The 23952-nt window shown below is 63.0% G+C and carries 21 protein-coding genes; 4 read left to right on the forward strand and 17 right to left on the reverse strand.

What is annotated here, in order from left to right; all coding sequences use genetic code 11:
• Positions 1 to 107 precede the first annotated feature (107 nt).
• Positions 108 to 356, forward strand: coding sequence for a helix-turn-helix domain-containing protein (locus ACIPZ8_RS21305; protein WP_294340863.1), 249 nt, complete (start codon positions 108 to 110; stop codon positions 354 to 356).
• A gap of 73 nt (positions 357 to 429) precedes the next feature.
• A complete protein-coding gene (locus ACIPZ8_RS21310; protein WP_400727143.1) occupies positions 430 to 774 on the forward strand; it encodes a hypothetical protein in 345 nt (114 codons plus the stop codon).
• Here ACIPZ8_RS21310 and ACIPZ8_RS21315 read toward each other — a convergent pair.
• Positions 771 to 1163 (reverse strand): helix-turn-helix domain-containing protein, encoded by a 393-nt coding sequence (locus ACIPZ8_RS21315; RefSeq protein WP_400727146.1) that lies wholly within the window; start codon positions 1161 to 1163, stop codon positions 771 to 773. The genes ACIPZ8_RS21310 and ACIPZ8_RS21315 overlap by 4 nt on opposite strands.
• Positions 1164 to 1364: 201 nt before the next feature.
• On the opposite strand from ACIPZ8_RS21315, the gene ACIPZ8_RS21320 reads away from it, so the two are divergent.
• Positions 1365 to 1685, forward strand: a complete 321-nt coding sequence (locus ACIPZ8_RS21320; protein WP_400727148.1) for an ogr/Delta-like zinc finger family protein — start codon at positions 1365 to 1367, stop codon at positions 1683 to 1685.
• A gap of 27 nt (positions 1686 to 1712) precedes the next feature.
• Here the strand turns inward: ACIPZ8_RS21320 and nuoN are convergent, their stop codons facing one another.
• The 15 genes from nuoN to ACIPZ8_RS21395 form a co-directional block, all read right to left on the reverse strand.
• A complete protein-coding gene (nuoN, locus tag ACIPZ8_RS21325) occupies positions 1713 to 3182 on the reverse strand; it encodes an NADH-quinone oxidoreductase subunit NuoN (protein ID WP_400727149.1) in 1470 nt (489 codons plus the stop codon).
• 7 nt (positions 3183 to 3189) lie between these two features.
• On the reverse strand, positions 3190 to 4722 hold the full coding sequence (gene nuoM, locus ACIPZ8_RS21330) for an NADH-quinone oxidoreductase subunit M (protein ID WP_400727152.1): 1533 nt from the start codon (positions 4720 to 4722) through the stop codon (positions 3190 to 3192).
• 49 nt (positions 4723 to 4771) lie between these two features.
• Positions 4772 to 6625: an NADH-quinone oxidoreductase subunit L gene (gene nuoL, locus ACIPZ8_RS21335; protein WP_400727154.1), complete on the reverse strand. Its 1854-nt coding sequence runs from the start codon at positions 6623 to 6625 to the stop codon at positions 4772 to 4774.
• Positions 6622 to 6930, reverse strand: coding sequence for an NADH-quinone oxidoreductase subunit NuoK (gene nuoK / locus ACIPZ8_RS21340; protein ID WP_008096201.1), 309 nt, complete (start codon positions 6928 to 6930; stop codon positions 6622 to 6624). Before nuoK ends, nuoL begins: the two co-directional genes overlap by 4 nt.
• A gap of 3 nt (positions 6931 to 6933) precedes the next feature.
• Positions 6934 to 7434 carry an NADH-quinone oxidoreductase subunit J gene (gene nuoJ, locus ACIPZ8_RS21345; RefSeq protein WP_400727157.1) on the reverse strand — a complete coding sequence of 167 codons (501 nt, stop codon included), beginning with the start codon at positions 7432 to 7434 and terminating at the stop codon, positions 6934 to 6936.
• 10 nt (positions 7435 to 7444) lie between these two features.
• A complete protein-coding gene (gene nuoI, locus ACIPZ8_RS21350; protein WP_003251442.1) occupies positions 7445 to 7993 on the reverse strand; it encodes an NADH-quinone oxidoreductase subunit NuoI in 549 nt (182 codons plus the stop codon).
• 11 nt (positions 7994 to 8004) lie between these two features.
• On the reverse strand, positions 8005 to 9012 hold the full coding sequence (gene nuoH, locus ACIPZ8_RS21355; protein WP_027920602.1) for an NADH-quinone oxidoreductase subunit NuoH: 1008 nt from the start codon (positions 9010 to 9012) through the stop codon (positions 8005 to 8007).
• Positions 9009 to 11723, reverse strand: a complete 2715-nt coding sequence (gene nuoG, locus ACIPZ8_RS21360; protein WP_400727160.1) for an NADH-quinone oxidoreductase subunit NuoG — start codon at positions 11721 to 11723, stop codon at positions 9009 to 9011. Before nuoG ends, nuoH begins: the two co-directional genes overlap by 4 nt.
• Before the next feature lie 132 nt (positions 11724 to 11855).
• The gene (nuoF, locus tag ACIPZ8_RS21365) at positions 11856 to 13220 is read right to left on the reverse strand and encodes an NADH-quinone oxidoreductase subunit NuoF (protein WP_400727162.1); all 1365 of its coding nucleotides are present in this window, start codon (positions 13218 to 13220) and stop codon (positions 11856 to 11858) included.
• Positions 13217 to 13714, reverse strand: coding sequence for an NADH-quinone oxidoreductase subunit NuoE (nuoE, locus tag ACIPZ8_RS21370; RefSeq protein ID WP_003251433.1), 498 nt, complete (start codon positions 13712 to 13714; stop codon positions 13217 to 13219). Before nuoE ends, nuoF begins: the two co-directional genes overlap by 4 nt.
• Before the next feature lie 2 nt (positions 13715 to 13716).
• Positions 13717 to 15498 (reverse strand): NADH-quinone oxidoreductase subunit C/D, encoded by a 1782-nt coding sequence (gene nuoC, locus ACIPZ8_RS21375; protein WP_400727165.1) that lies wholly within the window; start codon positions 15496 to 15498, stop codon positions 13717 to 13719.
• A gap of 79 nt (positions 15499 to 15577) precedes the next feature.
• Positions 15578 to 16255, reverse strand: coding sequence for an NADH-quinone oxidoreductase subunit B family protein (locus tag ACIPZ8_RS21380; RefSeq protein WP_027920598.1), 678 nt, complete (start codon positions 16253 to 16255; stop codon positions 15578 to 15580).
• A gap of 10 nt (positions 16256 to 16265) precedes the next feature.
• Entirely contained in the window at positions 16266 to 16679 is a 414-nt protein-coding gene (locus ACIPZ8_RS21385) for an NADH-quinone oxidoreductase subunit A (RefSeq protein WP_011534614.1), read from the reverse strand.
• A gap of 842 nt (positions 16680 to 17521) precedes the next feature.
• Entirely contained in the window at positions 17522 to 18847 is a 1326-nt protein-coding gene (aceA, locus tag ACIPZ8_RS21390; protein WP_400727169.1) for an isocitrate lyase, read from the reverse strand.
• A gap of 490 nt (positions 18848 to 19337) precedes the next feature.
• The gene (locus ACIPZ8_RS21395) at positions 19338 to 20102 is read right to left on the reverse strand and encodes a secretin N-terminal domain-containing protein (RefSeq protein WP_400727171.1); all 765 of its coding nucleotides are present in this window, start codon (positions 20100 to 20102) and stop codon (positions 19338 to 19340) included.
• A gap of 152 nt (positions 20103 to 20254) precedes the next feature.
• On the opposite strand from ACIPZ8_RS21395, the gene ACIPZ8_RS21400 reads away from it, so the two are divergent.
• Positions 20255 to 21697, forward strand: coding sequence for a SulP family inorganic anion transporter (locus ACIPZ8_RS21400; protein ID WP_400727174.1), 1443 nt, complete (start codon positions 20255 to 20257; stop codon positions 21695 to 21697).
• Positions 21698 to 21801: 104 nt separating this feature from the next.
• On the opposite strand, the gene fusA is transcribed toward ACIPZ8_RS21400, so the two are convergent.
• Positions 21802 to 23913 carry an elongation factor G gene (gene fusA, locus ACIPZ8_RS21405; RefSeq protein ID WP_400727177.1) on the reverse strand — a complete coding sequence of 704 codons (2112 nt, stop codon included), beginning with the start codon at positions 23911 to 23913 and terminating at the stop codon, positions 21802 to 21804.
• Positions 23914 to 23952: the final 39 nt, after the last annotated feature.

Genomic DNA, 23952 nt, shown 5'->3' on the forward strand with positions numbered 1-23952 from the left:
TACAAGTTGCATCGCTGGAGCGGGCAGGGCTGGCAGCCGTAAGGTGGCCCCATAGGCGGCAACGCTGTTCGCTGCCGCCACTGGCGACTACTTGGGAGAGCTCAGCGATGGATACCAACCTGCGACGGACACCTGAAGGCCATGCCGATGCGCCGATCTACCTGACACCCCGTGAACAGCAAGTGTTGCTGTGGTGCGCCTATGGCAAGAGTTCATGGGAGATCGGCCAGATCCTGCAGTGCAAAGAATCGACGGTGAACTTTCACGTGGCCAATCTGTTGCGCAAGTTCGATGTACCCACGCGGGTGGCGGCGGTGATCAAAGCCATCCGCTACGGCATGCTGGCCGAACAGTGAGGGATGACATGCGTGCAGAATATCTGAGCCAACAGTTACGGGCAGCGCCTTCGTTCAAGCAGAGACCTGTCTGATGGAGGCCGCCATCGCTGCTTTGCACGCATTGCTGGATACCGAGGGCTGGGCCCTGTTCGGAGCGCTGCTGGGGGCCCTGCTGGTGAGCGCTGCCAGGGACCGCCTCATCATCCTGCCGCGCAAGCGCCTGTCCGCCCGCAAGCAGCGGTTGCTGGTGTTGCTGGCCTTGGGGGTCGGCTACCTGTTCGAGCCACTGCTGCACTCGCTGGCGCCCATGTTGTCCCGCGGGATGGCGGCCTTCGTTGCGGCGGTGGTGGTGCTCCCGATTACCTTGAAGGTCATCGTCTGGCTGGATACGGTCGACCTGCGCGAGCTCATCCAGCGCTGGCGTCGGCGTGGCTAGCCCGAGTGTGCGGCAGGCATGCGCCTGGTCAGTTCCTGCAGTTGCCGCTCCAACTGACGGATACGTTGCTTGTCCTCGATGAGCAGCAGCACTGCCTGGCGGTCTGCTTGGCTCAACCCGCGCAGCCGCGTGAGGATGTCGTTCTCCCAGCTGCCCGGTGTATCCGCAGGTCGGCTGTCATCGGGCTCACCCAGCAGTAGCCAATCCAGCGAACAGCCATGCTGTCGGGCCAGGTCTACGCATATTGAATAGGGAATGCTGTCGCGCACCTTCCAGCTGCTCAGCGTCTGCGGGCTGACTTCCAGGGCCCTGGCCATTTGAACGTCGGTGTCTGAGCAGGTAAGCAGCTTAAGTCGTGCCAGTACCGATGCAAACGAGTGGCTACTCATAACGAATATCCATGAGTGGTTTAACAACATTCCTTGGGCTTAGAATACTCGTTTTGAATATATGCCCTTTGATTTGAGGAGATATCTTGGCATGAGAAGCAAACTGATGAAAAACCTTTATATGAAGGTAGCCAATGCCTGTGAATCCGGCAGGACTTTCTTACAGCCTTTTGGCTCAGGCATTACTTGCAGGTGCATTGTGTGAGTACTTACAAACTGGTCTGCCCACACTGCACCAGCCGCATGCGAATTCGTACCAGTGAAGGTCGGCATATCTTCCTGCGCATTGCTTACTTGCAATGCATCAACGAAGCCTGCGGCTGGTCGGTGAGGGCAGAGTTCGAAATGACCCATGAACTATCGCCCAGTGGCATGCCCAATCCGGAAGTGCACCTGCCTTCGGCCAGCAAGGACCTGCGCAGGTCTGCGGTCCCGGCACGCGATGACGGTACTTCTGCTGGCCCATGCCAGGGAGGTCCATCGAGGCAGCCACCAGGCGCAGATAAAAAAACACCCCGCTAGTGCGGGGTGTCTGTACTTCAGCTGTGATCAGCCGAGCAGTTGCAGGCCAGCGTGCTGCACCATGTCCAGCAGCGGCTGCGGGTACACACCCAGGACGAAAGCGAGAATGGCGATGGCCAGCAGCATTACGCCACCGGTGCGCTGTTCCCACTTCAGCGGGGCGTCGTGGCGACGCAGGTTCGGCTCGACCAGGTACAGGGTGACCATGACGCGCAGGTAGTAGTAGACGCCGATGGCGCTACCGATCACCAGGGCACCGACCAGCCACCACAGTTGCGACTCGACGCCGGTGGCGATGATGTAGAACTTGCCGATGAAGCCGGCGGTCAGCGGAATGCCCGCCAGCGACAGCATCATCACGGTCAGCACCGCGGTCAGGTACGGACGGCGCCAGAACAGGCCGCGGTACTCGTACAGCGCGTCGGCGTCACGGCCACCGTAAGGCGAGGACATCAGGGTGATGACACCGAAGGCACCGAGGCTGGTGATCACGTAGGTGACCAGGTACACGCCCATGGCTTCCAGGGCCAGGCCCTTGCTGGCGACCAGGGCGATGACCAGGTAGCCGAAGTGGGCGATGGACGAGTAACCGAGCAGGCGCTTGAGGTTGCTCTGGGTCAGCGCCAGCAGGTTACCGATCAGGATCGATGCCACGGCGATCACGCCCAGCACGGTGCTCAGCACGCCGCTGCTGGCGGCAGGGGAGAGCATGAACAGGCGCACCACCACGGCGAACACCGCGACCTTGCTGGCGGTGGCCAGGAACGCGGCGACTGGCGCCGGGGCGCCTTCGTACACGTCCGGGGTCCACAGGTGGAATGGTACCAGCGACAGCTTGAAGGCCAGGCCGACCAGCATCATGCCCAGGCCCAGCTGGGCCAGCAGGCTAGGCATGCTGGTGGCGGCCAGGGCCTTGCCCAGCTGGTCGAAGGTCAGGCTGCCAGCGTCGGCGTACAGCAGGGCCATGCCGAACAGCAGGAAGGCAGAGCCGGCGGCCGACAGCACCATGTACTTGATGCCGGCTTCCAGCGAGCGCTTGTTGAAGAACGCATACGCCACCAGGCCGTAGACCGGTACCGACAGCAGCTCCAGGCCGATGAACAGGCCGGCCAGGTGGTTGGCGCTGACCAGCACCAGGCCACCGAGGGCAGACATCAGCAGCAGCAGGTACAGTTCTTCACGGTTGCCCGGGAAGCCCTTGGAGCCTTCGCCGAGGTAGGCGTGGGCGAGAGTGACGCAGGCCAGCGTGGCGACCAGGATGATCGCCATGTACAGGCAGGCGAACTTGTCGATGGTAACCAGCGAGGTCACCGCCAGCGGCGCGACCTTCAGTGCCGGCAGGATCGACAGCAGGGCCAGGTTCAGGCCCACGGTGGACAGCAGGAAGGTCTGCGAGTGGTTGCGCTTCCAGGCGATCGCCAGCATCACCACCACGGTGGTGATGGTGGTGATCAGCATCGGCGCCAATGCGATGAAGTGTTGAGTGGTGAATTCCATAGCGCTCTTACCGGGCCGAAGCGAGTTGAGTGAAAGCGGAACCGAGCCACTGCTGCACGCCGGTCATGGTGGCGGCAGAGGTGTCGAGGAACGGCTGCGGATACACGCCCAGCAGGATCAGCAGTACCGCCAGGCCCAGCACCATGATCAGCTCGCGACCGTCCATGCCGGCCAGCACGGTGTCGGCCTTGGCCGGGCCGAAGTAGGCGCGGTGGATCATGATCAGCGAGTACACCGAGCCGAATACCAGGCCGGTGGTGGCGATCACGGTGACCCACGGTACATGCACGAAGCTGCCGATCAGGATCAGGAACTCGCCGACGAAGTTGCCGGTGCCTGGCAGGCCCAGCGACGCTGCGGCGAAGAACAGGCTGATGGCTGGAAGGTAGGCGATACGGTGCCACAGGCCGCCCATCTGGCGCATGTCACGGGTGTGCAGGCGCTCGTACAACTGGCCGGACAGGATGAACAGCGCGGCAGCCGACAGGCCGTGGGCCAGCATCTGGATCACCGCGCCTTGCAGGGCCTGCTGGCTGCCGGAGTAGATACCGATCAGCACGAAGCCCATGTGCGAGACGCTGGAGAAGGCGATCAGGCGCTTGATGTCGGTCTGCGCGAAGGCCAGGAAGGCACCGTAGAAGATACCGATCAGGCCCAGGGTCATGGCGATCGGCGCAAACTCGGCCGAGGCGTTCGGGAACAGCGGCAGGGCGAAGCGCAGCAGGCCGTAGGCCGCAGTCTTCAGCAAGATACCGGCCAGGTCCACGGAACCTGCGGTCGGTGCCTGGGCGTGAGCGTCAGGCAGCCAGGAGTGGAACGGCACCACCGGCAGCTTCACCGCGAAGGCGATGAAGAAGCCCAGCATCAGCAGGTACTCGGTACCGGCCGGCAGCTGCGCCTTGAGCAGGTCGCTGTAGTTGAAGGTGATCACGCCAGTGTTGCTGTAGTTGACCAGCACCAGGCCCAGGATCGCCACCAGCATGATCAGGCCGCTGGCCTGGGTGAAGATGAAGAACTTGGTCGCCGCGTAGATCCGGGTCTTCTTGCCGTCTGCCGAGCTGTGACCCCAGAGCGCGATGAGGAAGTACATCGGCACCAGCATCATTTCCCAGAAGAAGAAGAACAGGAACAGGTCCAGGGCCAGGAACACACCGACCACGCCGCCGAGGATCCACATCAGGTTGAGGTGGAAGAAGCCGACGTGGCGCTGGATCTCTTTCCAGGAGCACAGCACCGACAGCACACCGAGCAGGCCGGTAAGCAGGATCATCAGCAGCGACAGGCCGTCGAGGGCCAGGTGGATGCTGATGCCGAAGCGCTGGATCCACTGGACTTTGTATTCCACCGCCCAGTGCGGTTCGGCGCCCGGGGCCGGGGCCAGGGTGTAGTCGCCGTGGGCCCACAGCCACAGGCCAATGCCGAGCAGCAGGGACATGGTCAGCAGCGCGATCCAGCGCGGCAGGGTGGCGCCGAAGCGCTCACCCAGCCAGCACAGGAGGCCGCCGATGAAGGGGATCAGGATCAGCCAAGGCAAAATCATGACGGGTTGGTTTCCTTTCGCAGAGTCGCAAGGTTCGCAAAGTTCATGGTCATACCGCTGCCACTACCACAGCGCCGAGTACCAGCACTGCGCCAACGGCGATCGAAGCGGTGTACCAGCGCAGCTGGCCGGTCTCGGTCTTGCTCATGGCGACGTTGCCGCCGCGAGCCAGGCGAGGGATCAGGCCAATGCTGCGGTCAACCGGATCCTTGCGCAGGACGTGGCTGATCAGCAGGTAAGGTTTGACGAACAGCTTGTCGTAGATCCAGTCGAAGCCCCAGGCGGCGAACCACCAGGCCGACAGGACGCGACCGATGCCGCTGTTGGCAACCGCGCTGACGAAGCGGCGCTTGCCGAGGAACAGCAGGGCCGACAGCAGGATGCCAGCGATGGCGATGGCACCGGAGGTGATCTCCAGCGCGTGCTTGGCTTCGCCACCGGCATGGCCGGCGCTTTCCGGCAGCACACCGGCCAGTGGTGGGGTGATCCAGGCGCCGACGAAGGTCGACAGCACGATCAGCACGCCCAGCGGCAGCCAGTGGCTGATGCCGTGGCCAGCGTGGGCTTCGGTCTTGGCTTCGCCGTGGAAGGCGATGAAGATCAGGCGGAAGGTGTACAGCGAGGTCATGAACGCGCCGACTAGGCCGGCATACAGCAGGCCGGTGTTGCCGCTGGCGAAGGCTTCCCAGAGGATCTCGTCCTTGGAGTAGAAGCCCACGGTCACGATCGGCAGGGCTGCCAGGGCAGCACCACCCACCACGAAGCTGGCGTAGGCCAGCGGCAGCTTCTTCCACAGGCCGCCCATCTTGAAGATGTTCTGCTCGTGGTGGCAGGCAACGATCACCGCACCGGAGGCAAGGAACAGCAGGGCCTTGAAGAAGGCGTGGGTCATCAGGTGGAAGATCGCCGCGTCCCAGGCACCGACGCCCAGGGCCAGGAACATGTAGCCGATCTGGCTCATGGTCGAGTAGGCGAGGATACGCTTGATGTCGGTCTGCACCAGCGCGGCGAAGCCGGCCAGTACCAGGGTCACGCCGCCGACCACGCCCACCAGGTGGAGGATGTCCGGCGCCAGCAGGAACAGGCCGTTGGTCCTGGCGATCAGGTACACGCCCGCGGTCACCATGGTTGCCGCGTGGATCAGTGCCGAAACCGGGGTCGGGCCTGCCATCGCGTCGGCCAGCCAGGTCTGCAGCGGCAGCTGGGCCGATTTACCGACCGCGCCACCCAGCAGCATCAGGGTCGCCAGCACCATCCAGGTGTCGCCAGCCTTGAACTTCTGCGGTGCCAGCACCAGCAGTTCCTGCACGTTCAGGGTACCCAGCTGGGCGAACAGGATGAACAGGCCGATGGCCATGAACACGTCGCCGATGCGGGTGACGATGAACGCCTTGAGCGCCGCGTTACCGTTGTTGCGGTTGCTGTAGTAGAAACCGATCAAAAGGTACGAGCACAGGCCCACGCCTTCCCAGCCGAAGTAGATGAACAGCAGGTTATCGCCGAGGATCAGGAACAGCATGCTGGCGATGAACAGGTTGGTGTACGAGAAGAAGCGCGAGTAACCGGCCTCGCCGCGCATGTACCAGGAGGCGAACAGGTGGATCAGGAAGCCGACACCGGTGACCACGCCGAGCATGGTGACCGACAGGCCGTCCAGGTACAGGGTGAAGTTCGGCGCGAAGCCGTCCACCGACATCCACTGCCACAGCAGCTGGCTGTACGCGCCGCCCTCAGGCGGGGCGACGTTGAACTGCCAGATGACATAGGCGGCGGTGGCGGCCGACAGGCCCACCGAGCCGACGCCGATCAGGGCGGACAGGTTCTCCGAGAACCGCCCGCGCGAGAACGACAGCAGCAGGAAGCCGACGAGGGGGAAGACGAAAGTCAGGAAGAGAAGGTTCATCCGCGCATCTCACTGGCAGCATCGATGTCGAGAGTGTGGAAGCGGCGATACAGCTGCAACAGGATTGCCAGGCCAATACTGGCCTCGGCGGCTGCCAGGCTGATCACCAGAATGAACATCACCTGGCCGTCGGGCTGGACCCAACGGGCACCGGCGACGATGAACGCCAGGGCAGAGGCGTTCATCATGACTTCCAGGCTCATGAGCACGAAGAGGATGTTGCGGCGGACCATCAGGCCAACCAGACCTAAGCAGAACAGGATGCCGGCGACTGCCAGACCATGCTCGAGAGGGATAGCACCCATGATTTACTCCTTCGCCTCGTTGCGGCCCAGGTGGAAGGCGGTGACGGCTGCAGCGAGCAGCAGCATCGAGGCCAGTTCGACCACCAGCAGGTACGGGCCGAACAGGCTGATACCCACTGCTTTCGGGCTGACGGTGGTACCGCTGATGGCCGCGCCGCTCGGCGCGACGAACAGCACATACAGCAGCTCCAGCAACAGCAGGGCGGCCAGGATCACAGGCCCCGCCCAGATGCCGGGCTTGAGCCAGCCCCGCTCCTGGGCGACCGAAGCCGGCCCGAGGTTGAGCATCATCACCACGAACACGAACAGCACCATGATGGCGCCGGCGTAGGCGATCACTTCCAGGGCGCCGGCAAACGGCGCACCCAGGGCGAAGAAGATCATCGCGACGGAAATCAGCGAGATGATCAGGTACAGCAAGGCGTGCACGGGGTTGGTGCCCGTCACCACCCGAAGGGTGGAGACCACGGCGATCCCGGATGCGAAGTAGAAAGCGAATTCCATCTTTCTGTCCTTATGGGAGCAAGCTCTTCACGTTGATCGGCTCGGCTTCGTTCTGTGCAGAGCCTTTCGGCTTGCCAGCGATCGCCATACCCGCAACACGGTAGAAGTTGTAGTCAGGGTTCTTGCCGGGGCCGGAGATCAGCAGATCTTCTTTCTCGTACACCAGGTCCTGACGCTTGAACTCGGCCATTTCGAAATCCGGAGTCAGCTGGATCGCGGTGGTCGGGCACGCTTCTTCACACAGGCCACAGAAGATGCAGCGCGAGAAGTTGATGCGGAAGAACTCCGGGTACCAGCGGCCGTCCTCGGTCTCGGCCTTCTGCAGCGAGATGCAGCCGACCGGGCAGGCCACCGCGCAGAGGTTGCACGCTACGCAGCGCTCCTCGCCATCGGGGTCACGGGTGAGGACGATGCGGCCGCGGTAGCGCGGCGGCAGGTACACGGGTTCTTCGGGGTACTGCAGGGTGTCGCGCTTGCGGAACCCGTGGGAGAACACCATTGCCAGGCTGCGCAGCTGGGTGCCGGTGCCCTTAACGATGTCGCCGATATACTTGAACATGGGTCAAATCCTCACTGGGCCGCGACGGCTGGCGTGTTGTAGAGCACGATCGCAGCGGTCACCAGCAAATTGATCAGGGTCAGCGGCAGGCAGAACTTCCAGCTGAAGTCCATCACCTGGTCATAGCGTGGGCGCGGGATCGAGGCGCGCAGCAGGATGAACAGCATGATGAAGAACGCGGTCTTCAGGGCGAACCACAGGAACGACAGTTGCGGCAGGATGCCGAACGGGCCGTGCCAGCCGCCGAAGAACAGGGTCACCAGCAGCGCCGAGATGAGGATGATGCCGATGTACTCACCGACGAAGAACATGCCCCATTTCATGCCGGCATACTCGATGTGGTAGCCGTCGGCCAGTTCCTGTTCCGCTTCCGGCTGGTCGAACGGGTGACGGTGAGTCACGGCGACGCCAGCGATGAAGAAGGTGCAGAAGCCGAAGAACTGCGGAATGATGAACCACAGGTTCTGTGCCTGGTACTCAACGATGTCGCGCATGTTGAACGAACCCACCTGCACCACCACGCCCATCAGCGCCAGGCCCAGGAACACTTCGTACGATACGGTCTGTGCCGAGGCACGCAAGCTGCCCAGCAGGGCGTACTTGTTGTTCGACGACCAGCCGGCGAACAGCACCGCGTAGACCGACAGGCCGGCCATGGCGAAGAAGAACAGCAGGCCGATGTTCAGGTCGGCGACGCCCCACAGTGGGGTGATCGGGATCACGCAGAAGGCGATCAGCAGGGCACTCATGGCCACCACTGGCGCCAGGGTGAAGATCATGCGATCGACGAAGGGCGGGTTCCAGTCTTCCTTGAAGAACATCTTCAGCATGTCGGCAGCGATCTGGAACATGCCGAACGGGCCGACGCGGTTCGGACCGTAACGGTCCTGCCACCAGCCCAGCAGGCGCCGCTCGACGAAGCTGAGCAGCGCGCCGCAGACCACCACCGCGAGCAGGACCACGACGGCCCGGACCACGGTGAGGATCACATCGATCACTTCGGGGGTGAACCAGCTCATTGTGCTGCCTCCTGCAGACCTTCGACGGATGCACCGAAGATGGCAGGCGGGATGCCGGCCAGGCCTTTGGGCAGGGCAACCAGGCCAGCGCCCAGTTCTTCATTGATGCGCAGCGGCAGGCGCAGGGCCACACCAGCCACGTTCAGGCTCAGCAGTGCGCCGTCGTTGACACCCAGGCGGTCGGCTTCGGACTTGGCCAGGGCCACGTAGGCGGCCGGGATGCGTTCCTGTACCGGGGCGGCGCGCGAGGAGCTCTCTTCGCTGCCGAACAGGTGGAAGAACGGTACCGCCGTCCAGGTACCACGGGCCGGGTTGAAGGCGCCCGGGATGGTGTTGAACCAGTTCAGGCGATCGCCTTGCGACTCGATCAGGCGCACGCCCGGGTCACCGGCACGCAGGTGGCCACCGACCTCGTCCTGGAACTTGTTCCAGGCTTGCGGCGAGTTCCAGCCCGGCGACCAGGCGAACGGCACCTGCTGGCGCGGTTCGGCCGAACCCGAGTAGCCTTCCATGGAGAAGGCGAACGCGGTGTCCTTGTCCTGCGGGGTACGTGGCTCGTGCACGCTGATGTTGGCGCGCATGGCGGTACGGCCGGAGTAGCGCAGCGGCTCACGGGCCAGCTTCATGCCCTTGATGCGGAACGCGGCGCTTGGTGCGGCGTTGACGATGCCGGCCAGTTGCGGGGCGGCTTCGGCGCAGGCGCTGGTGACGTGGTCCAGCTGGGTCCAGTCGACCGGCTTGTTGAGCAGGGTGGCACGCAGGGCGTGCATCCAGCGCCAGCCTTCGTGAACCAGGATGCTGCTGTCCAGGTACTGCGGGTCGAACACCTGGAAGAAGCGCTGGGCACGGCCTTCCTGGCTGACCAGGGTACCGTCGCCTTCGGCGAACGAGGCAGCCGGCAGCACCAGGTGGGCGCGGTCGACCGTGGCGGTCTTGGAGTGGTCGGCGACGATCACCACCTTGGCCGCAGCCAGGGCTGCGTCGACCTTGGCGGCCGGTACGCGGGCGTACAGGTCGTTTTCCAGCACGACGATGGCGTCGGCCTTGCCGCTGATGACAGCGTCCAGTGCGGCATCGACCGACTCGCCACCCATCATGGCCAGGCCGAGGCTGTTGGCCTCAGGCACCACCAGGCTCAGCGAACCGTTCTTCTCGCGCAGCTTCAGGGCCTTGGCAATGTTGGCGGCGGCTTCGATCAGTGCCGGGTCGGCCAGCGAGGTACCGGCGATCACCAATGGGCGCTTGGCGGCGACCAGGGCATCGGCGATGCGCTGGGCCAAGGCCTTGGCTTCGTCGTCCAGGCCGGCAACTGCCGGTGCGCTCGGGTCGATGGCGTGGGCCACGGCGAAACCGATGCGGGCAAGGTCCGCTGGGGCTGCGTGCACGCATTCTTCGGCCACGTCGTCCAGCTTGGTTTCAGCCAGCGAGGCGATGAACAGCGGGTACAGCGCGTGCTGGCCGATGTTCTTCACGGCAGCGTCGAGCCACGGCTGAACCTTCATGGCTTCGGCCATGGCCTCGGCTTTGCCTTTGGTGGACTGGCGCACGGCCAGGGCAACGCGGGCAGCGGTCTGGGTCAGGTCTTCGCCGAGCACGAACACGGCGTCGTGGTCTTCGATGTCGCGCAGGGTCGGCACCGGCAGCGGGCTGTTGTTCAGCACGTTCAGGGCCAGGCGCACGCGGGCCAGTTCACCAGCTTCCATACCGGAGTAGAAGTAGTCGGCGCCGACCAGCTCACGCAGGCCGTAGTTGCTTTCGAGGCTGGCGCGTGGCGAGCCGATGCCGACGATGGTGCGGCCGCGCAGCAGGTCGGCGGCCTTGTCCAGGGCAGCGTCCAGGCCCAGCTTGGTGCCGTCGGCCAGGTGTGGCTGGCGCGGGCGGTCCTTGCGGTTGACGTAGCCATAGCCGAAGCGGCCGCGGTCGCACAGGAAGTACTGGTTGACCGAGCCGTTGAAGCGGTTTTCGACCCGACGCAGTTCACCGTAGCGCTCGCCTGGGCTGATGTTGCAGCCGCTGGAGCAACCGTGGCAGATGCTTGGGGCGAACTGCATGTCCCACTTGCGGTTGTAGCGCTCGGAGTGGGTCTTGTCGGTGAACACGCCGGTCGGGCAGACCTCGGTCAGGTTGCCGGAGAACTCGCTTTCCAGCACGCCGTCTTCGACGCGGCCGAAGTACACGTTGTCGTGGGCGCCGTACACGCCCAGGTCGGTACCACCGGCATAGTCCTTGTAGTAGCGCACGCAGCGGTAGCAGGCGATGCAGCGGTTCATCTCATGGGCGATGAACGGGCCGAGGTCCTGGTTCTGGTGGGTACGCTTGGTGAAACGGTAGCGGCGCTCGTTGTGGCCGGTCATTACCGTCATGTCCTGCAGGTGGCAGTGACCGCCTTCCTCGCACACCGGGCAGTCGTGCGGGTGGTTGGTCATCAGCCATTCGACGACGCTGGCACGGAACGCCTTGGACTCGTCATCGTCGATGGAAATCCAGGTGCCGTCGGAGGCAGGGGTCATGCAGGACATGACGATACGACCACGGGTGTCGTTCTCGTCGGTGTACTGCTTGACCGCACACTGCCGGCAGGCGCCGACGCTACCAAGCGCCGGGTGCCAGCAGAAATAAGGGATGTCGAGGCCGAGTGACAGACACGCCTGTAACAGGTTGTCCGCACCGTTGACTTCGAGCGCTTTGCCGTCTACGTGGATAGTGGCCATTGTTCAAAGTTCTTCGTTGGCCCGCGTGAGCGGGCGTGGCTAATGGAAATCGGTGAGCTTGCGACACGCCACGATCTCTCGGGCCTGCCGGCAAGCTGGCGAGTGGCACGGACCACCCGCCTAATCATCTTGTTATGCGCCGACCACGATCGGCTTGGCCAGGTTCGGGCGCAGGGTATCGCCCGCGCCAGCGGGAGCGACTCCGGCTTCGAACTCGGACCGGAAGTACTTGATGGCACTGCCCAATGGCTCGACGGCACCCGGTGCGTGAGCACAGAAGGTACGGCCTGGGCCGAGGAAGTTGACCAGCCCCAGCAGCGTCTCGATATCTTCGGCGCGGCCCTGGCCGTTCTCCAGCGCGCGCAGCATCTTCACGCTCCACGGCAGGCCGTCACGGCATGGGGTGCACCAGCCGCACGACTCGCGGGCAAAGAACTCTTCCATGTTGCGCAGCAGCGAGACCATGTTGACGCTGTCGTCGACCGCCATGGCCAGGCCGGTACCCATACGGGTGCCGACCTTGGCGATGCCGCCGGCGTACATTTGTGCGTCGAGGTGCTCGGGCAGCAGGAAGCCGGTACCGGCGCCGCCTGGCTGCCAGCACTTGAGCTTGAAGCCGTCGCGCATGCCGCCGGCGTAGTCTTCGAACAGTTCGCGGGCGGTGACGCCGAACGGCAGCTCCCACAGGCCTGGGTTCTTCACCTTGCCGGAGAAGCCCATCAGCTTGGTGCCGTGGTCTTCGCTGCCTTCACGGGCCAGCGACTTGTACCAGTCGTTGCCGTTGGCGACGATGGCCGGGACGTTGCACAGGGTTTCGACGTTGTTCACGCAAGTCGGCTTGCCCCAGACGCCAACGGCGGCAGGGAAGGGCGGCTTGGAGCGCGGGTTGGCGCGGCGGCCTTCCAGCGAGTTGATCAGTGCGGTTTCTTCACCGCAGATGTAGCGCCCGGCACCGGTGTGCACGAACAGCTCGAAATCGAAACCGCTGCCGAGGATGTTCTTGCCCAGGAGGCCGGCGGCCTTGGCTTCGTCGATGGCGCGGTTGAGGTTCTTCGCCGCGGTGGTGTATTCGCCACGCAGGAAGATGTAGCCACGGTAGGCCTTCAGGGCGCGGGCGCTGATCAGCATGCCCTCGACCAGCAGATGGGGCTGTTGCTCCATCAGCATGCGGTCCTTCCAGGTGTTCGGTTCCATTTCGTCCGCGTTGCACAGCAGGTAGCGGATGTTCATGGATTCATCTTTGGGCATCAGGCCCCACTTCACGCCAGTGGGGAAGCCCGCGCCGCCACGGCCCTTGAGGCCGGAGTCCTTGACGCTCTGCACGATGTCGTCGGCGGACATCTGCGCCAGTGCCTTGCGGGCAGCGGCGTAGCCGTTCTTCGACTCGTACTCGGCCAGCCAGACCGGCTCGCCGTCGTCACGCAGGCGCCAGGTCAGCGGGTGGGTTTCGGCCGAACGCGCGATGCGGTTGGCCGGGCCGAAGGAAGTAATGGTCATACGTAACCCTCCAGCAGTTTGGAAACGCCGGCCGGCTGCACGTCACCGAAGGTGTCGTCGTCGATCATCAGCGCCGGGGCCTTGTCGCAGTTGCCCAGGCAGCACACCGGCAGCAGGGTGAAACGCCCGTCCGCGGTGGTCTGGCCGAGGCCGATGCCCAGCTCGCTCTGGATCTGGCTGACCACGGACTCGTGGCCACCGATGTAGCAGACCATGCTGTCGCACACGCGGATGATGTGACGGCCAACCGGCTGGCGGAAGATCTGGCTGTAGAAGGTGGCCACACCCTCGACGTCGCTGGCCGGGATGCCCAGCACTTCGCCGATGGCGTGGATGGCGCCGTCCGGCACCCAGCCACGTTCCTTCTGGACGATCTTCAGGGCTTCGATGGACGCCGCGCGCGGGTCCTCGTAGTGATGCATTTCGTGCTCGATGGCCGAGCGCTCGGTTTCGCTCAGGGCGAAACGGTCTGTCTGGATAAGCGTGCTGTTCATGCTTAGCGGTCCACGTCAGCCATAACGAAGTCGATACTGCCCAGGTACGCAATGAGGTCGGCGACCATGCTGCCTTTGATCACCGAAGGGATCTGCTGCAGGTGCGGGTAGCTCGGGGTACGGATCCGGGTGCGGTAGCTCATGGTGCCGCCATCGCTCGTCAGGTAGTAACTGTTGATGCCCTTGGTCGCCTCGATCATCTGGAACGACTCGTTGGCCGGCATGACCGGGCCCCACGAGACTTGCAGGAAGTGCGTGATCAGGGTCTCGATGTGCTGCAGGGTGCGCTCTTTCGGCGGCGGCGTGGTCAGCGGGTGATCCGCCTTGTACGGGCCTTCCGGCATGTTGCGCAGGCACTGGTCGATGATGCGGATACTCTGGCGCATCTCCTCGACACGGACCATGCAGCGATCGTAGGCATCGCCGTTGTGGGCCAGCGGTACTTCGAACTCGAAGTTTTCGTAGCCGGAGTATGGGCGGGCTTTACGCAGGTCGAAGTTGCAACCGGTGGCACGCAGGCCGGCACCGGTGGTACCCCACTCCAGGGCTTCCTTGGTGTTGTACGCGGCAACGCCGATGGTACGGCCCTTGAGGATGCTGTTCTGCAGGGCAGCCTTGGTGTACTCGTCGAGGCGCTTGGGCAGCCATTCGACGAAGTCCTTGACCAGCTTGTCCCAGCCGCGCGGCAGGTCGTGGGCGACGCCACCGATGCGGTACCAGGCCGGGTGCAGGCGGAAACCGGTGATCGCCTCGATCACGGTGTAGGCGCGCTGGCGGTCGGTGAAGGTGAAGAACACCGGGGTCATGGCGCCGACGTCCTGGATATAGGTACCCAGGAACAGCAGGTGGCTGGTGATACGGAAGAACTCGGCCAGCATGATGCGGATCACGTCGACCTTCTGCGGCACCTGGATGCCGGCCAGCTTCTCCACCGCGAGCACGTACGGCAGGTTGTTCATCACCCCGCCGAGGTAGTCGATACGGTCGGTGTAGGGGATGAAGCTGTGCCAGGACTGACGCTCGGCCATTTTTTCGGCACCACGGTGGTGGTAGCCGATGTCCGGTACGCAGTCGACGATCTCTTCACCGTCCAGCTGCAGGACGATCCGGAAGGCACCGTGGGCCGAAGGGTGGTTCGGGCCGAGGTTGAGGAACATGTAGTCCTCGTTGGCACCCTGACGCTTCATACCCCAGGCTTCCGGGTTGAAGCGTGCCGACTCTTCTTCAAGCTGCTGCTTGGCCAGGGTCAGGCTGTAGGGATCGAACTCGGTGGCACGGGCCGGGTAGTCCTTGCGCAGCGGGTGACCTTCCCAGGTCGGCGGCATCATGATGCGGCTGAGGTGCGGGTGGCCGGCAAAGTCGATGCCGAACATGTCCCAGACTTCGCGCTCGTACCAGTTGGCGTTCGGCCAGATGCCGGTCACGGTCGGCAGGTTAAGGTCGCCTTCGCTGAGCGACACCTTGATCATCACGTCGCTGTTACGTTCGACCGACAGCAAGTGGTAGAAGACGCTGAAGTCGGCAGCCGGCAGGCCGCGGCGCTGGGTGCGCAGGCGCTCATCGACGCCGTGCAGGTCGTACAGCATGCTGTACGGTTTGGCCACGCCGCGCAGGAAGCTGAGCACTTCCTTGAGCTGGGCGCGCTTGACCCACAGCACGGGCATGCCGGTGCGGGTTTCCTGGGCGACGAATGCGTCGGCGCCAAAACGGTTGTGCAGTTCGACGACCACATCCTGGTCGTCAGCCTTGTAGGGCGGAATGAAAATAGCGTTGTCCGCTGTCATGGTCTCGGTCGCTTTGGGTCAGCGTTAAGAATGAAGCCAGGCCGCCGGCTCCATCGGGAGCGGGCGGCAGGTCGCTGGATCAGACTTCGTCGGGGCTGCGCAGGTTGGTTACCGCAATGCGCTGTTCACGACGCAGGTCTTTCTGGGCTGGCATCTCGGCACGGTAGATGCCTTGATCACCAACCACCCAGGAAAGCGGGCGTCGTTCTTGGCCGATCGACTCCTGCAGCAGCATCAAGCCTTGCAGGAAAGCCTCAGGGCGTGGCGGGCAGCCAGGCACGTAGACGTCCACGGGGAGGAACTTGTCGACCCCCTGAACGACCGAGTAGATGTCGTACATGCCACCGGAGTTGGCGCACGAACCCATGGAGATGACCCACTTCGGCTCGAGCATCTGCTCGTACAGGCGCTGGATGATCGGCGCCATTTTGACGAAGCAGGTACCGGCGATGACCATGAAGTCGGCCTGACGCGGCGAGGCCCGGATGACTTCGGCGCCGAAGCGGGCGATGTCGTGGGGTGCCGTGAAGGCCGTGGTCATTTCCACGTAGCAGCAGGACAGGCCGAAGTTGTACGGCCAGAGGGAGTTCTTGCGACCCCAGTTGACCGCGCCACGCATCACATCTTCAAGCTTGCCCATGAAGATGTTCTTGTGGACCTGGTCCTCGAGCAGCTGGTCGGTGACGGTTTCCCGATCACCTACCGGGTATTGCTCGTTGGGCGCATCCGGATCGATTCTGGTGAGATTGTATTGCATTGCCAAAGCCTCATTGTTTCAGCTTCGCTTGCCGCTTGCGGCGACCTTCGGGGGCCCAGTCAAGAGCTCCGACGCGCCATAGGTAGACAAGACCAGCCAACAGAATTGCTATGAAAACGAGTGCTTCGACGAATCCGGTCCAGCCACTTTCGCGGACGGACACAGACCATGCATACAGGAAGAGGGCTTCGATATCGAAGATCACGAACAGCATCGCGACCAGATAGAATTTGGCGGACAGGCGCAGGCGAGCGCTGCCGACGGGCAGCATGCCGGATTCGAAGGGTTCGTTCTTGGCGCGGCCCCAAGCCTTGCTACCGAGCAGGCTGGAGAGACCGAGCATGAAGGCACACAGGCCGACGACACCCAGAAGGAAGATGGCAAAGCCCCAGTTGTGGGCGATGAGTCCAGCCGAATCGGACATGCTAGAAATCCTTATACAGAGACCCAGCTCTGCAGTCTGAAATAAGTAGAGCGGCGACGTGGTGTCGCAGGTGCAGTGACCAAATGTCGCAGCTGAATCAATCGGGCTGATTTTATGGGTAAACCCCGTGCAAGTAAAATTTCCGTTGCAAATTTATTCGTAGGATTTAGAACAAAATCCACTCCTAACTGGCTGAAAGCCTTGAGATTCGGGCATTGCATGCGCTTTTGTTAATTATGTTTCTTGAGAGTGGTAACGAATTACAACTTTCGTAATGATAATTAATATCATTTGACCTGATGGCATGTAATCTGGCTCTTCTGCACCTTGTAAAGTTCATCTGGCGATTTCCCCTGCTTGCAAATGCGAAAGGATCTTGTTCTAGCAGGTTTTGAAGGTGGGAGTACCGCTTTGGGTCAATGCTTTGGTGGTTGGGGTGAAGCATAGACGTGATCTGGTGTCATGGCCTCCAGGTGTCCGCCATGAAAGGTGCAGCGCCTATGAGATCGAGCGCCGCCCGCGCGGCGCATCGCAGGCAAGCCTGCTCCTACATTTGTTTCGGGCCAATTATTTCTATGCCATTGGCGCGCGTCCCCCTTGGCGCATGGCTCGATATCGCGTCGTACAAACAAGGGGCCGCGCAACAATGCCTCAGGATTGATTGGCCCGAAACAAATGTAGGAGCAGGCTTGCCTGCGATGCGCCGCGCGGGCGGCGCTCGATCTCATAAGCGCTGAAACTGTTGTGGCGGGCCCTGGTGGCCTTGACGCAATCCACCCCATGCCCCAAAGAAAAAGCCCGGAGCTCTCACAAGCCCCGGGCCTCTTTCACCACCTAGAAAATCAGTGGAACTGCTCTTCCTCGGTCGAACCGGTCAGCGCGGTCACCGACGAAGCACCACCCTGAATCACGGTGGTCATGTCGTCGAAGTAGCCAGTGCCGACTTCCTGCTGGTGCGCCACGAAGGTGTAGCCCTTGCTGGCGTCGGCGAACTCCTGCTCCTGCAGCTTCACGTAGGCGGTCATGTCGTTGCGGGCGTAGTCGTGCGCCAGGTTGAACATGCCGTGCCACATGTTGTGGATGCCGGCCAGGGTGATGAACTGGTGCTTGTAGCCCATGGCCGACAGCTCGCGCTGGAACTTGGCGATGGTCGCGTCGTCCAGGTTCTTCTTCCAGTTGAAGGAAGGCGAGCAGTTGTACGACAGGATCTGGTCCGGGTACTCCTTCTTGATGGCCTCGGCGAAGCGACGGGCTTCTTCCAGGTCCGGCTTGGCGGTCTCGCACCAGATCAGGTCGGCGTAAGGGGCGTAGGCCAGGCCGCGGGCAATGGCCTGGTCGAGGCCGGCACGCACCTTGTAGAAGCCTTCACGGGTACGCTCGCCAATCACGAACGGCTGGTCGTACGGGTCGCAGTCGCTGGTCAGCAGGTCGGCGGCGTTGGCGTCGGTACGGGCCAGGATGATGGTCGGCACACCCGATACGTCGGCAGCCAGGCGCGCGGCCACCAGCTTCTGCACGGCTTCCTGGGTTGGTACCAGTACCTTGCCACCCATGTGGCCGCATTTTTTCACCGAGGCCAGCTGGTCTTCGAAGTGCACGCCGGCGGCGCCCGCTTCGATCATGTTCTTCATCAGTTCGTAGGCGTTCAGCACGCCGCCGAAACCGGCTTCGGCGTCAGCCACGATCGGCGCGAAGTAGTCGATGTAGCCGTCGTCACCCGGGTTCTTGCCGGCCTTCCACTGGATCTGGTCGGCGCGGCGGAACGCGTTGTTGATGCGCTTGACCACGGTCGGTACCGAGTCGACCGGGTACAGCGACTGGTCAGGGTACATGGACTCGGCCGAGTTGTTGTCGGCAGCCACTTGCCAGCCGGACAGGTAGATGGCCTGGATGCCGGCCTTGACCTGCTGCACTGCCTGGCCACCGGTCAGGGCGCCCATGCAGTTGACGAAATCTTTTTCTGGGCGGAAGGACGGGTGGGCACCTTCGGTGACCAGCTTCCACAGTTTTTCTGCACCCTGGCGAGCAAAGGTGTGCTCAGGTTGCACGGAGCCACGCAGGCGAACGACATCAGCGGCGGTGTAGGTACGGGTCACGCCTTTCCAGCGCGGGTTCTCGGCCCAGTCTTTCTCGAGGGCTGCAATTTGCTGTTCGCGTGTCAGTGCCATGGAAATAAACCTCGTCGCATCGATCTTGGGTTAATTGTGCTGATGCTCGGGGCCGATCAGGGACCTGGCGGCTGTCCTGTCCGGGGGAGTGCGGCGGCGAACGCGAAGGCTCGAAGGGGAAGGAGGTGCAGGTCAGGCGCAGGTGTGCTCCGGCAGGTCGGCTCGTGGTTGCCTTGCTGCGGTGCTACGCGATTGCCAGAACTGCGGTGATGCGCTTCCGTCCCTCGGGACAACTTCTTCGTTGCAGTCGCAATCCCGTCGAACCGCCTTGTGGGCCGTATAGACACGAGGTGCCTCCAGGGGTGGGAGGAGTGCGCCTCGAAGGCCCTTGCCAGGGCCCCTGATTAGCGGGAGCGAGGCCATCATGCCCTTGGGAAAAAGACCCTGTCAACGGTTTTGTAGTGCTTTTTTCGACTTACTACATCTTTGGTCTAATGCGACTTGGCGGTCAGTTTCAAGGCCTTTGGTCGAGGCCTTGAATTGCCTGGGGTCAGTCAAGAAGGTCGACTTTGACACGCAAAGTCATGTTTTCACCCCGTTGCGTGCTGTAAGTGCGGCTTGACGGGTTGCGCTCGGCTTGGCTCTGCTGGTTGTAGCCGGCCAGGGTGATCCACTCGCCGAGCCTTCCACTGATTGTCGTGTCGCTACTTTGCACTTTCACTACATCGGTACGTTCCTGGCTCATTCGGTCATTATTGGTGCTTATTTGCAGGCGAACCGTATCACCGCTCAGGCTCGGCGTGACGTAGAAACCCTGGGTCACATTGCGGTATTCGGTGTTGCTTTGAATGCGCCCGTAGCCGTCGGTGCTGGTGCTGGTGATTGGAATGCTCTGACCAATCTGGATCAGTGCGGGTTGGCCTTCACTGGCCTGGATTTGCTGCAAACCGCCTTCGCGGTTGCTGGTGCCGTAGCGGATGACCTGGCCAGTACCGCGGTTGTCCTGGTAGTTGCTGTCGTTGTTGTCGACACTGATCAGCAGGCGTTTGGGGGCGGTGTCCAGCTGTTGCAGCAGGGCGCGCAGGTCGTCGATGCGTTCGGGGCTGGCATTGACGATCAGTTTGTTCTCGAAGGCGCTGACCGTGCCGTCGCGGCCGATGAAGGCCTGGGCGGCAGGCAGCAGTTCGGTGCTGCTGCGATGCTGCAGGGGCACCACCTCGGTGGCGGCCTGGGCGGTAAGGCTGGCGGTCAGCAGCAGGGCAGTGAAGAGGGGGCGTAGCGGCATGTCCATGATCTCCGCAGGTGGAATCAACATGATGGCAAATTTGTCGTGGTTTTGCCGGGCCTGGATCACAGCACGGGGTTGCTTCCGGCAAGACTGAGCGGTGGTCGCTGTCAGACAAATTCCGTAACATCGCGCCCCTTGTTTTCCCGTACCGTCCGACCGGACCGCACCACAGGATGCCCATGAAGCCCGCCCGACTACGCGCCGACCTGCTCGCCGGCCTGACCACCTCGTTTGCCCTGGTGCCCGAGTGCATTGCCTTTGCCCTGGTGGCCCATCTCAACCCATTGATGGGGCTGTATGGCGCCTTCATCATCTGCACCCTGACGGCGTTGTTCGGCGGCCGCCCGGGGATGATCTCCGGTGCCGCAGGCTCCATGGCGGTGGTGATCGTCGCCCTGGTGGTGCAACACGGTGTGCAGTATCTGCTGGCCACGGTGCTGCTGGGCGGGGTGGTGATGATCCTGTTCGGCCTGCTGCGCCTGGGCAAGCTGGTGCGGTTGGTGCCGTACCCGGTGATGCTCGGCTTCGTCAACGGCCTGGCGATCGTCATCGCCATGGCCCAGCTCGAGCACTTCAAGGATGGTGAGCACTGGCTCAGCGGCGCGCCGCTGTACCTGATGATCGGCCTGGTGGCGCTGACCATGCTGGTGGTCTATGTGCTGCCCAGGTTGACCCGCGCAGTGCCGCCAGCACTGGTGGCGATCCTCGGGGTTGGCATGCTGGTGTACCTGCTCGACCTGCCGACGCGCACCCTCGGCGACATGGCGCACATTGCCGGGGGCTTGCCGCAGCTGGCCCTGCCGGAGGTGCCGTGGAACCTGGAAACCCTCAGGGTCATCGCCCCTTACGCGGTGCTGATGGCCATGGTCGGCCTGCTGGAAACCCTGCTGACCCTCAACCTTACCGATGAAATCACCGAGAGTCGTGGCTACCCGGACCGCGAATGCGTGGCCCTGGGCGCGGCCAACATGATCTCCGGCCTGTGCGGTGGCATGGGTGGCTGCGCGATGATCGGCCAGACCGTGATCAACCTCAGTTCCAATGGTCGTGGCCGGTTGTCCGGGGTGGTGGCCGGGGTGATGATCCTGCTGTTCGTGCTGTTCCTGTCGCCGCTGATCGAGCGCATTCCGCTGGCGGCGCTGGTCGGGGTGATGTTCGTGGTGGCCCAGCAGACCTTTGCCTGGGCCTCGCTGCGGGTGCTGCACAAGGTGCCGGTAAGCGATGTGCTGGCGATCATCGCGGTGACCGTGGTGACGGTGTTCACCGACCTGGCCATGGCGGTGCTGTTCGGCATCGTCATCGCGGCGGTGAACTTTGCCTGGCAGCATGCCCGCGAGCTGTATGCCGACAGCCACGAGGATGGGGAAGGGGGCAAGCATTACCAGGTGCATGGCACGCTGTTCTTCGCCTCGACCACGCTGTTTCTCAACCAGTTCGACTCCGCGGGCGATCCGGCCAAGGTCACCCTCGATTGCCAGCATTTGAGCTTTGTCGACTACTCGGCGATTGCGGCGTTGAAGACCCTGCGTGAGCGTTATGCCAAGGCGGGCAAGCATCTGCGCGTGGTACATCTGTCGGAGCGGTGCAAGAAGCTGCTGAAGCGGGCTGGCGAGCAGCACTGAAGATAATTGTTGCCTGTGCTGCCCTCATCGCGAGCTTTGCTCGCTCCTACGGGGGATATGCGATCCTTGAGGAGCTCGCGATAGGGCCGGCACAGGAAAACCGCTTACTCCCCGCGGTTCTTTTTCACGATGCCATCGGCAATGCTCGCCGGTGCCTCGGCATAGCGGGTGAACTCCATCGAAAAGCTCGCCCGCCCCTGGGTCATCGAGCGCATCGAGGTGGCATAGCCGAACATCTCGCCCAGTGGTACTTCGGCGCGGATCACCTTGCCCGCCGGTGTCTCGTCGCCATCCTGGATCATGCCTCGGCGCCGGCTCAAGTCGCCGAGGATGTCGCCCTGATACTCCTCGGGCGTCACCACCTCGACCTTCATCACCGGCTCCAGCAACACTGCACCGCCTTTCTGCGACAGCTGCTTGGTGGCCATGGAGGCCGCGATCTTGTAGGCCATCTCGTTGGAGTCGACGTCGTGGTAGGAGCCGTCGAACACCGCCGCCTTCAGGTTGATCAGCGGGTAACCGGCCAGCACGCCGTTTTTCATCTGCTCCTCGATGCCTTTCTGGATCGCCGGGATGTACTCGCGTGGCACCACGCCGCCGACGATCTCGTTGATGAACTCCAGGCCTTCCTTGCCCTCATCGCCGGGGGCGAAACGGATCCAGCAGTGGCCATACTGACCACGCCCGCCGGATTGACGAACGAAGCGGCCCTCGATCTCGCAGGTATTGCGGATCTTCTCGCGGTAGGCCACCTGCGGCTTGCCGATGTTGGCGTCGACGTTGAACTCGCGTTTCATGCGGTCGACGATGATGTCCAGGTGCAGTTCACCCATGCCGGAGATGATGGTCTGGCCGGTTTCTTCATCGGTGCGCACGCGGAACGACGGGTCTTCCTGGGCCAGCTTGCCCAAGGCGATGCCCATCTTCTCCTGGTCGCCCTTGGTTTTCGGTTCAACCGCCACCGAGATCACCGGGTCGGGGAAGTCCATGCGTTCGAGGATGATCGGCTTGTCCATGTCGCACAGGGTGTCGCCAGTGGTGACGTCCTTCATGCCGATCAGCGCGGCGATGTCGCCGGCACACACGTCCTTGATCTCGGCGCGCTGGTTGGCGTGCATCTGCACCATGCGGCCGATGCGCTCCTTCTTGCCTTTCACCGAATTGAGCACGGCATTGCCTGAACTGAGCACGCCGGAATACACCCGGGCGAAAGTCAGGGTGCCGACGAAGGGGTCGGTGGCGATCTTGAAGGCCAGGGCGGAGAAGGGTTCCTTGTCATCGGCGTGACGTTCCAGGTGCTTTTCTTCATCGTCCGGGTCGGTGCCCTTGATCGCCGGGATTTCCGACGGGGCGGGCAGGTAGTCGATCACCGCGTCAAGCATCAGCGGTACGCCCTTGTTCTTGAACGACGAGCCGAGGATGGTCGGGACGATTTCATTGGCGATGGTGCGCTGGCGCAAGGCGGCCTTGATTTCATCGACGCTCAGTTCCTCGCCCTCGAGAAACTTCATGGTCAGCTCATCGTTGGCTTCGGCGGCGGCCTCGATCATGTGCGCTCGCCATTCGTCGGCCAGCGCCTGCAGTTCGGCGGGAATGTCTTCTTCGCGGTAGCTGGTGCCCTGGTCGTTGTCGTTCCAGTAGATCGCCTTCATCTTCACCAGGTCGATCTGGCCGATGAAGTTCTCCTCGCTGCCGATGGCCAGCTGGATCGGTACCGGGTGGTGGCCCAGGCGCTGGTCGATCTGCTTGACCACGCGCAGGAAGTCGGCGCCCTGGCGGTCCATCTTGTTGATGTAGGCCAGGCGCGGCACATGGTACTTGTTGGCCTGGCGCCAGACCGTCTCCGATTGTGGTTCGACGCCGTCGGCGCCGCTGAACACCACCACCGCGCCATCGAGCACGCGCAGCGAGCGCTCCACCTCGATGGTGAAGTCGACGTGGCCGGGGGTGTCGATGATGTTGAAGCGGTACTTGTCGGCGAACTGCTTGGTCGAGCCCTGCCAGAAGGCCGTGGTTGCCGCCGAGGTGATGGTGATGCCGCGCTCCTGCTCCTGGGCCATCCAGTCCATGGTCGCGGCGCCATCGTGCACCTCGCCCATCTTGTGGTTGACCCCGGTGTAGAACAGGATGCGCTCGGTGGTCGTGGTCTTGCCGGCGTCCACGTGGGCGACGATGCCGATATTGCGATACAGCTCGATGGGCGTTGTACGGGCCATGGCGGACTACCTGCGGATGGGCGGATTCCCCCACGGTAG

It is taken from the genome of Pseudomonas sp. NPDC089422, from assembly GCF_044749405.1.
Lineage (GTDB): Bacteria > Pseudomonadota > Gammaproteobacteria > Pseudomonadales > Pseudomonadaceae > Aquipseudomonas.

Bases quoted from the DNA above. Each gene is read 5' to 3' on its own strand.
- ACIPZ8_RS21305 (WP_294340863.1), top strand. From the start codon at position 108: ATGGATACCAACCTGCGACGGACACCTGAAGGCCATGCCGATGCGCCG.
- ACIPZ8_RS21310 (WP_400727143.1), top strand. From the start codon at position 430: ATGGAGGCCGCCATCGCTGCTTTGCACGCATTGCTGGATACCGAGGGC.
- ACIPZ8_RS21315 (WP_400727146.1), bottom strand. From the start codon at position 1,163: ATGAGTAGCCACTCGTTTGCATCGGTACTGGCACGACTTAAGCTGCTT.
- nuoN (WP_400727149.1), bottom strand. From the start codon at position 3,182: ATGGAATTCACCACTCAACACTTCATCGCATTGGCGCCGATGCTGATC.
- nuoM (WP_400727152.1), bottom strand. From the start codon at position 4,722: ATGATTTTGCCTTGGCTGATCCTGATCCCCTTCATCGGCGGCCTCCTG.
- nuoL (WP_400727154.1), bottom strand. From the start codon at position 6,625: ATGAACCTTCTCTTCCTGACTTTCGTCTTCCCCCTCGTCGGCTTCCTG.
- nuoK (WP_008096201.1), bottom strand. From the start codon at position 6,930: ATGGGTGCTATCCCTCTCGAGCATGGTCTGGCAGTCGCCGGCATCCTG.
- nuoJ (WP_400727157.1), bottom strand. From the start codon at position 7,434: ATGGAATTCGCTTTCTACTTCGCATCCGGGATCGCCGTGGTCTCCACC.
- nuoI (WP_003251442.1), bottom strand. From the start codon at position 7,993: ATGTTCAAGTATATCGGCGACATCGTTAAGGGCACCGGCACCCAGCTG.
- nuoH (WP_027920602.1), bottom strand. From the start codon at position 9,012: ATGAGCTGGTTCACCCCCGAAGTGATCGATGTGATCCTCACCGTGGTC.
- nuoG (WP_400727160.1), bottom strand. From the start codon at position 11,723: ATGGCCACTATCCACGTAGACGGCAAAGCGCTCGAAGTCAACGGTGCG.
- nuoF (WP_400727162.1), bottom strand. From the start codon at position 13,220: ATGACCATTACTTCCTTCGGCCCGGCCAACCGCATCGCGCGTTCGGCC.
- nuoE (WP_003251433.1), bottom strand. From the start codon at position 13,714: ATGAACAGCACGCTTATCCAGACAGACCGTTTCGCCCTGAGCGAAACC.
- nuoC (WP_400727165.1), bottom strand. From the start codon at position 15,498: ATGACAGCGGACAACGCTATTTTCATTCCGCCCTACAAGGCTGACGAC.
- ACIPZ8_RS21380 (WP_027920598.1), bottom strand. From the start codon at position 16,255: ATGCAATACAATCTCACCAGAATCGATCCGGATGCGCCCAACGAGCAA.
- ACIPZ8_RS21385 (WP_011534614.1), bottom strand. From the start codon at position 16,679: ATGTCCGATTCGGCTGGACTCATCGCCCACAACTGGGGCTTTGCCATC.
- aceA (WP_400727169.1), bottom strand. From the start codon at position 18,847: ATGGCACTGACACGCGAACAGCAAATTGCAGCCCTCGAGAAAGACTGG.
- ACIPZ8_RS21395 (WP_400727171.1), bottom strand. From the start codon at position 20,102: ATGTTGATTCCACCTGCGGAGATCATGGACATGCCGCTACGCCCCCTC.
- ACIPZ8_RS21400 (WP_400727174.1), top strand. From the start codon at position 20,255: ATGAAGCCCGCCCGACTACGCGCCGACCTGCTCGCCGGCCTGACCACC.
- fusA (WP_400727177.1), bottom strand. From the start codon at position 23,913: ATGGCCCGTACAACGCCCATCGAGCTGTATCGCAATATCGGCATCGTC.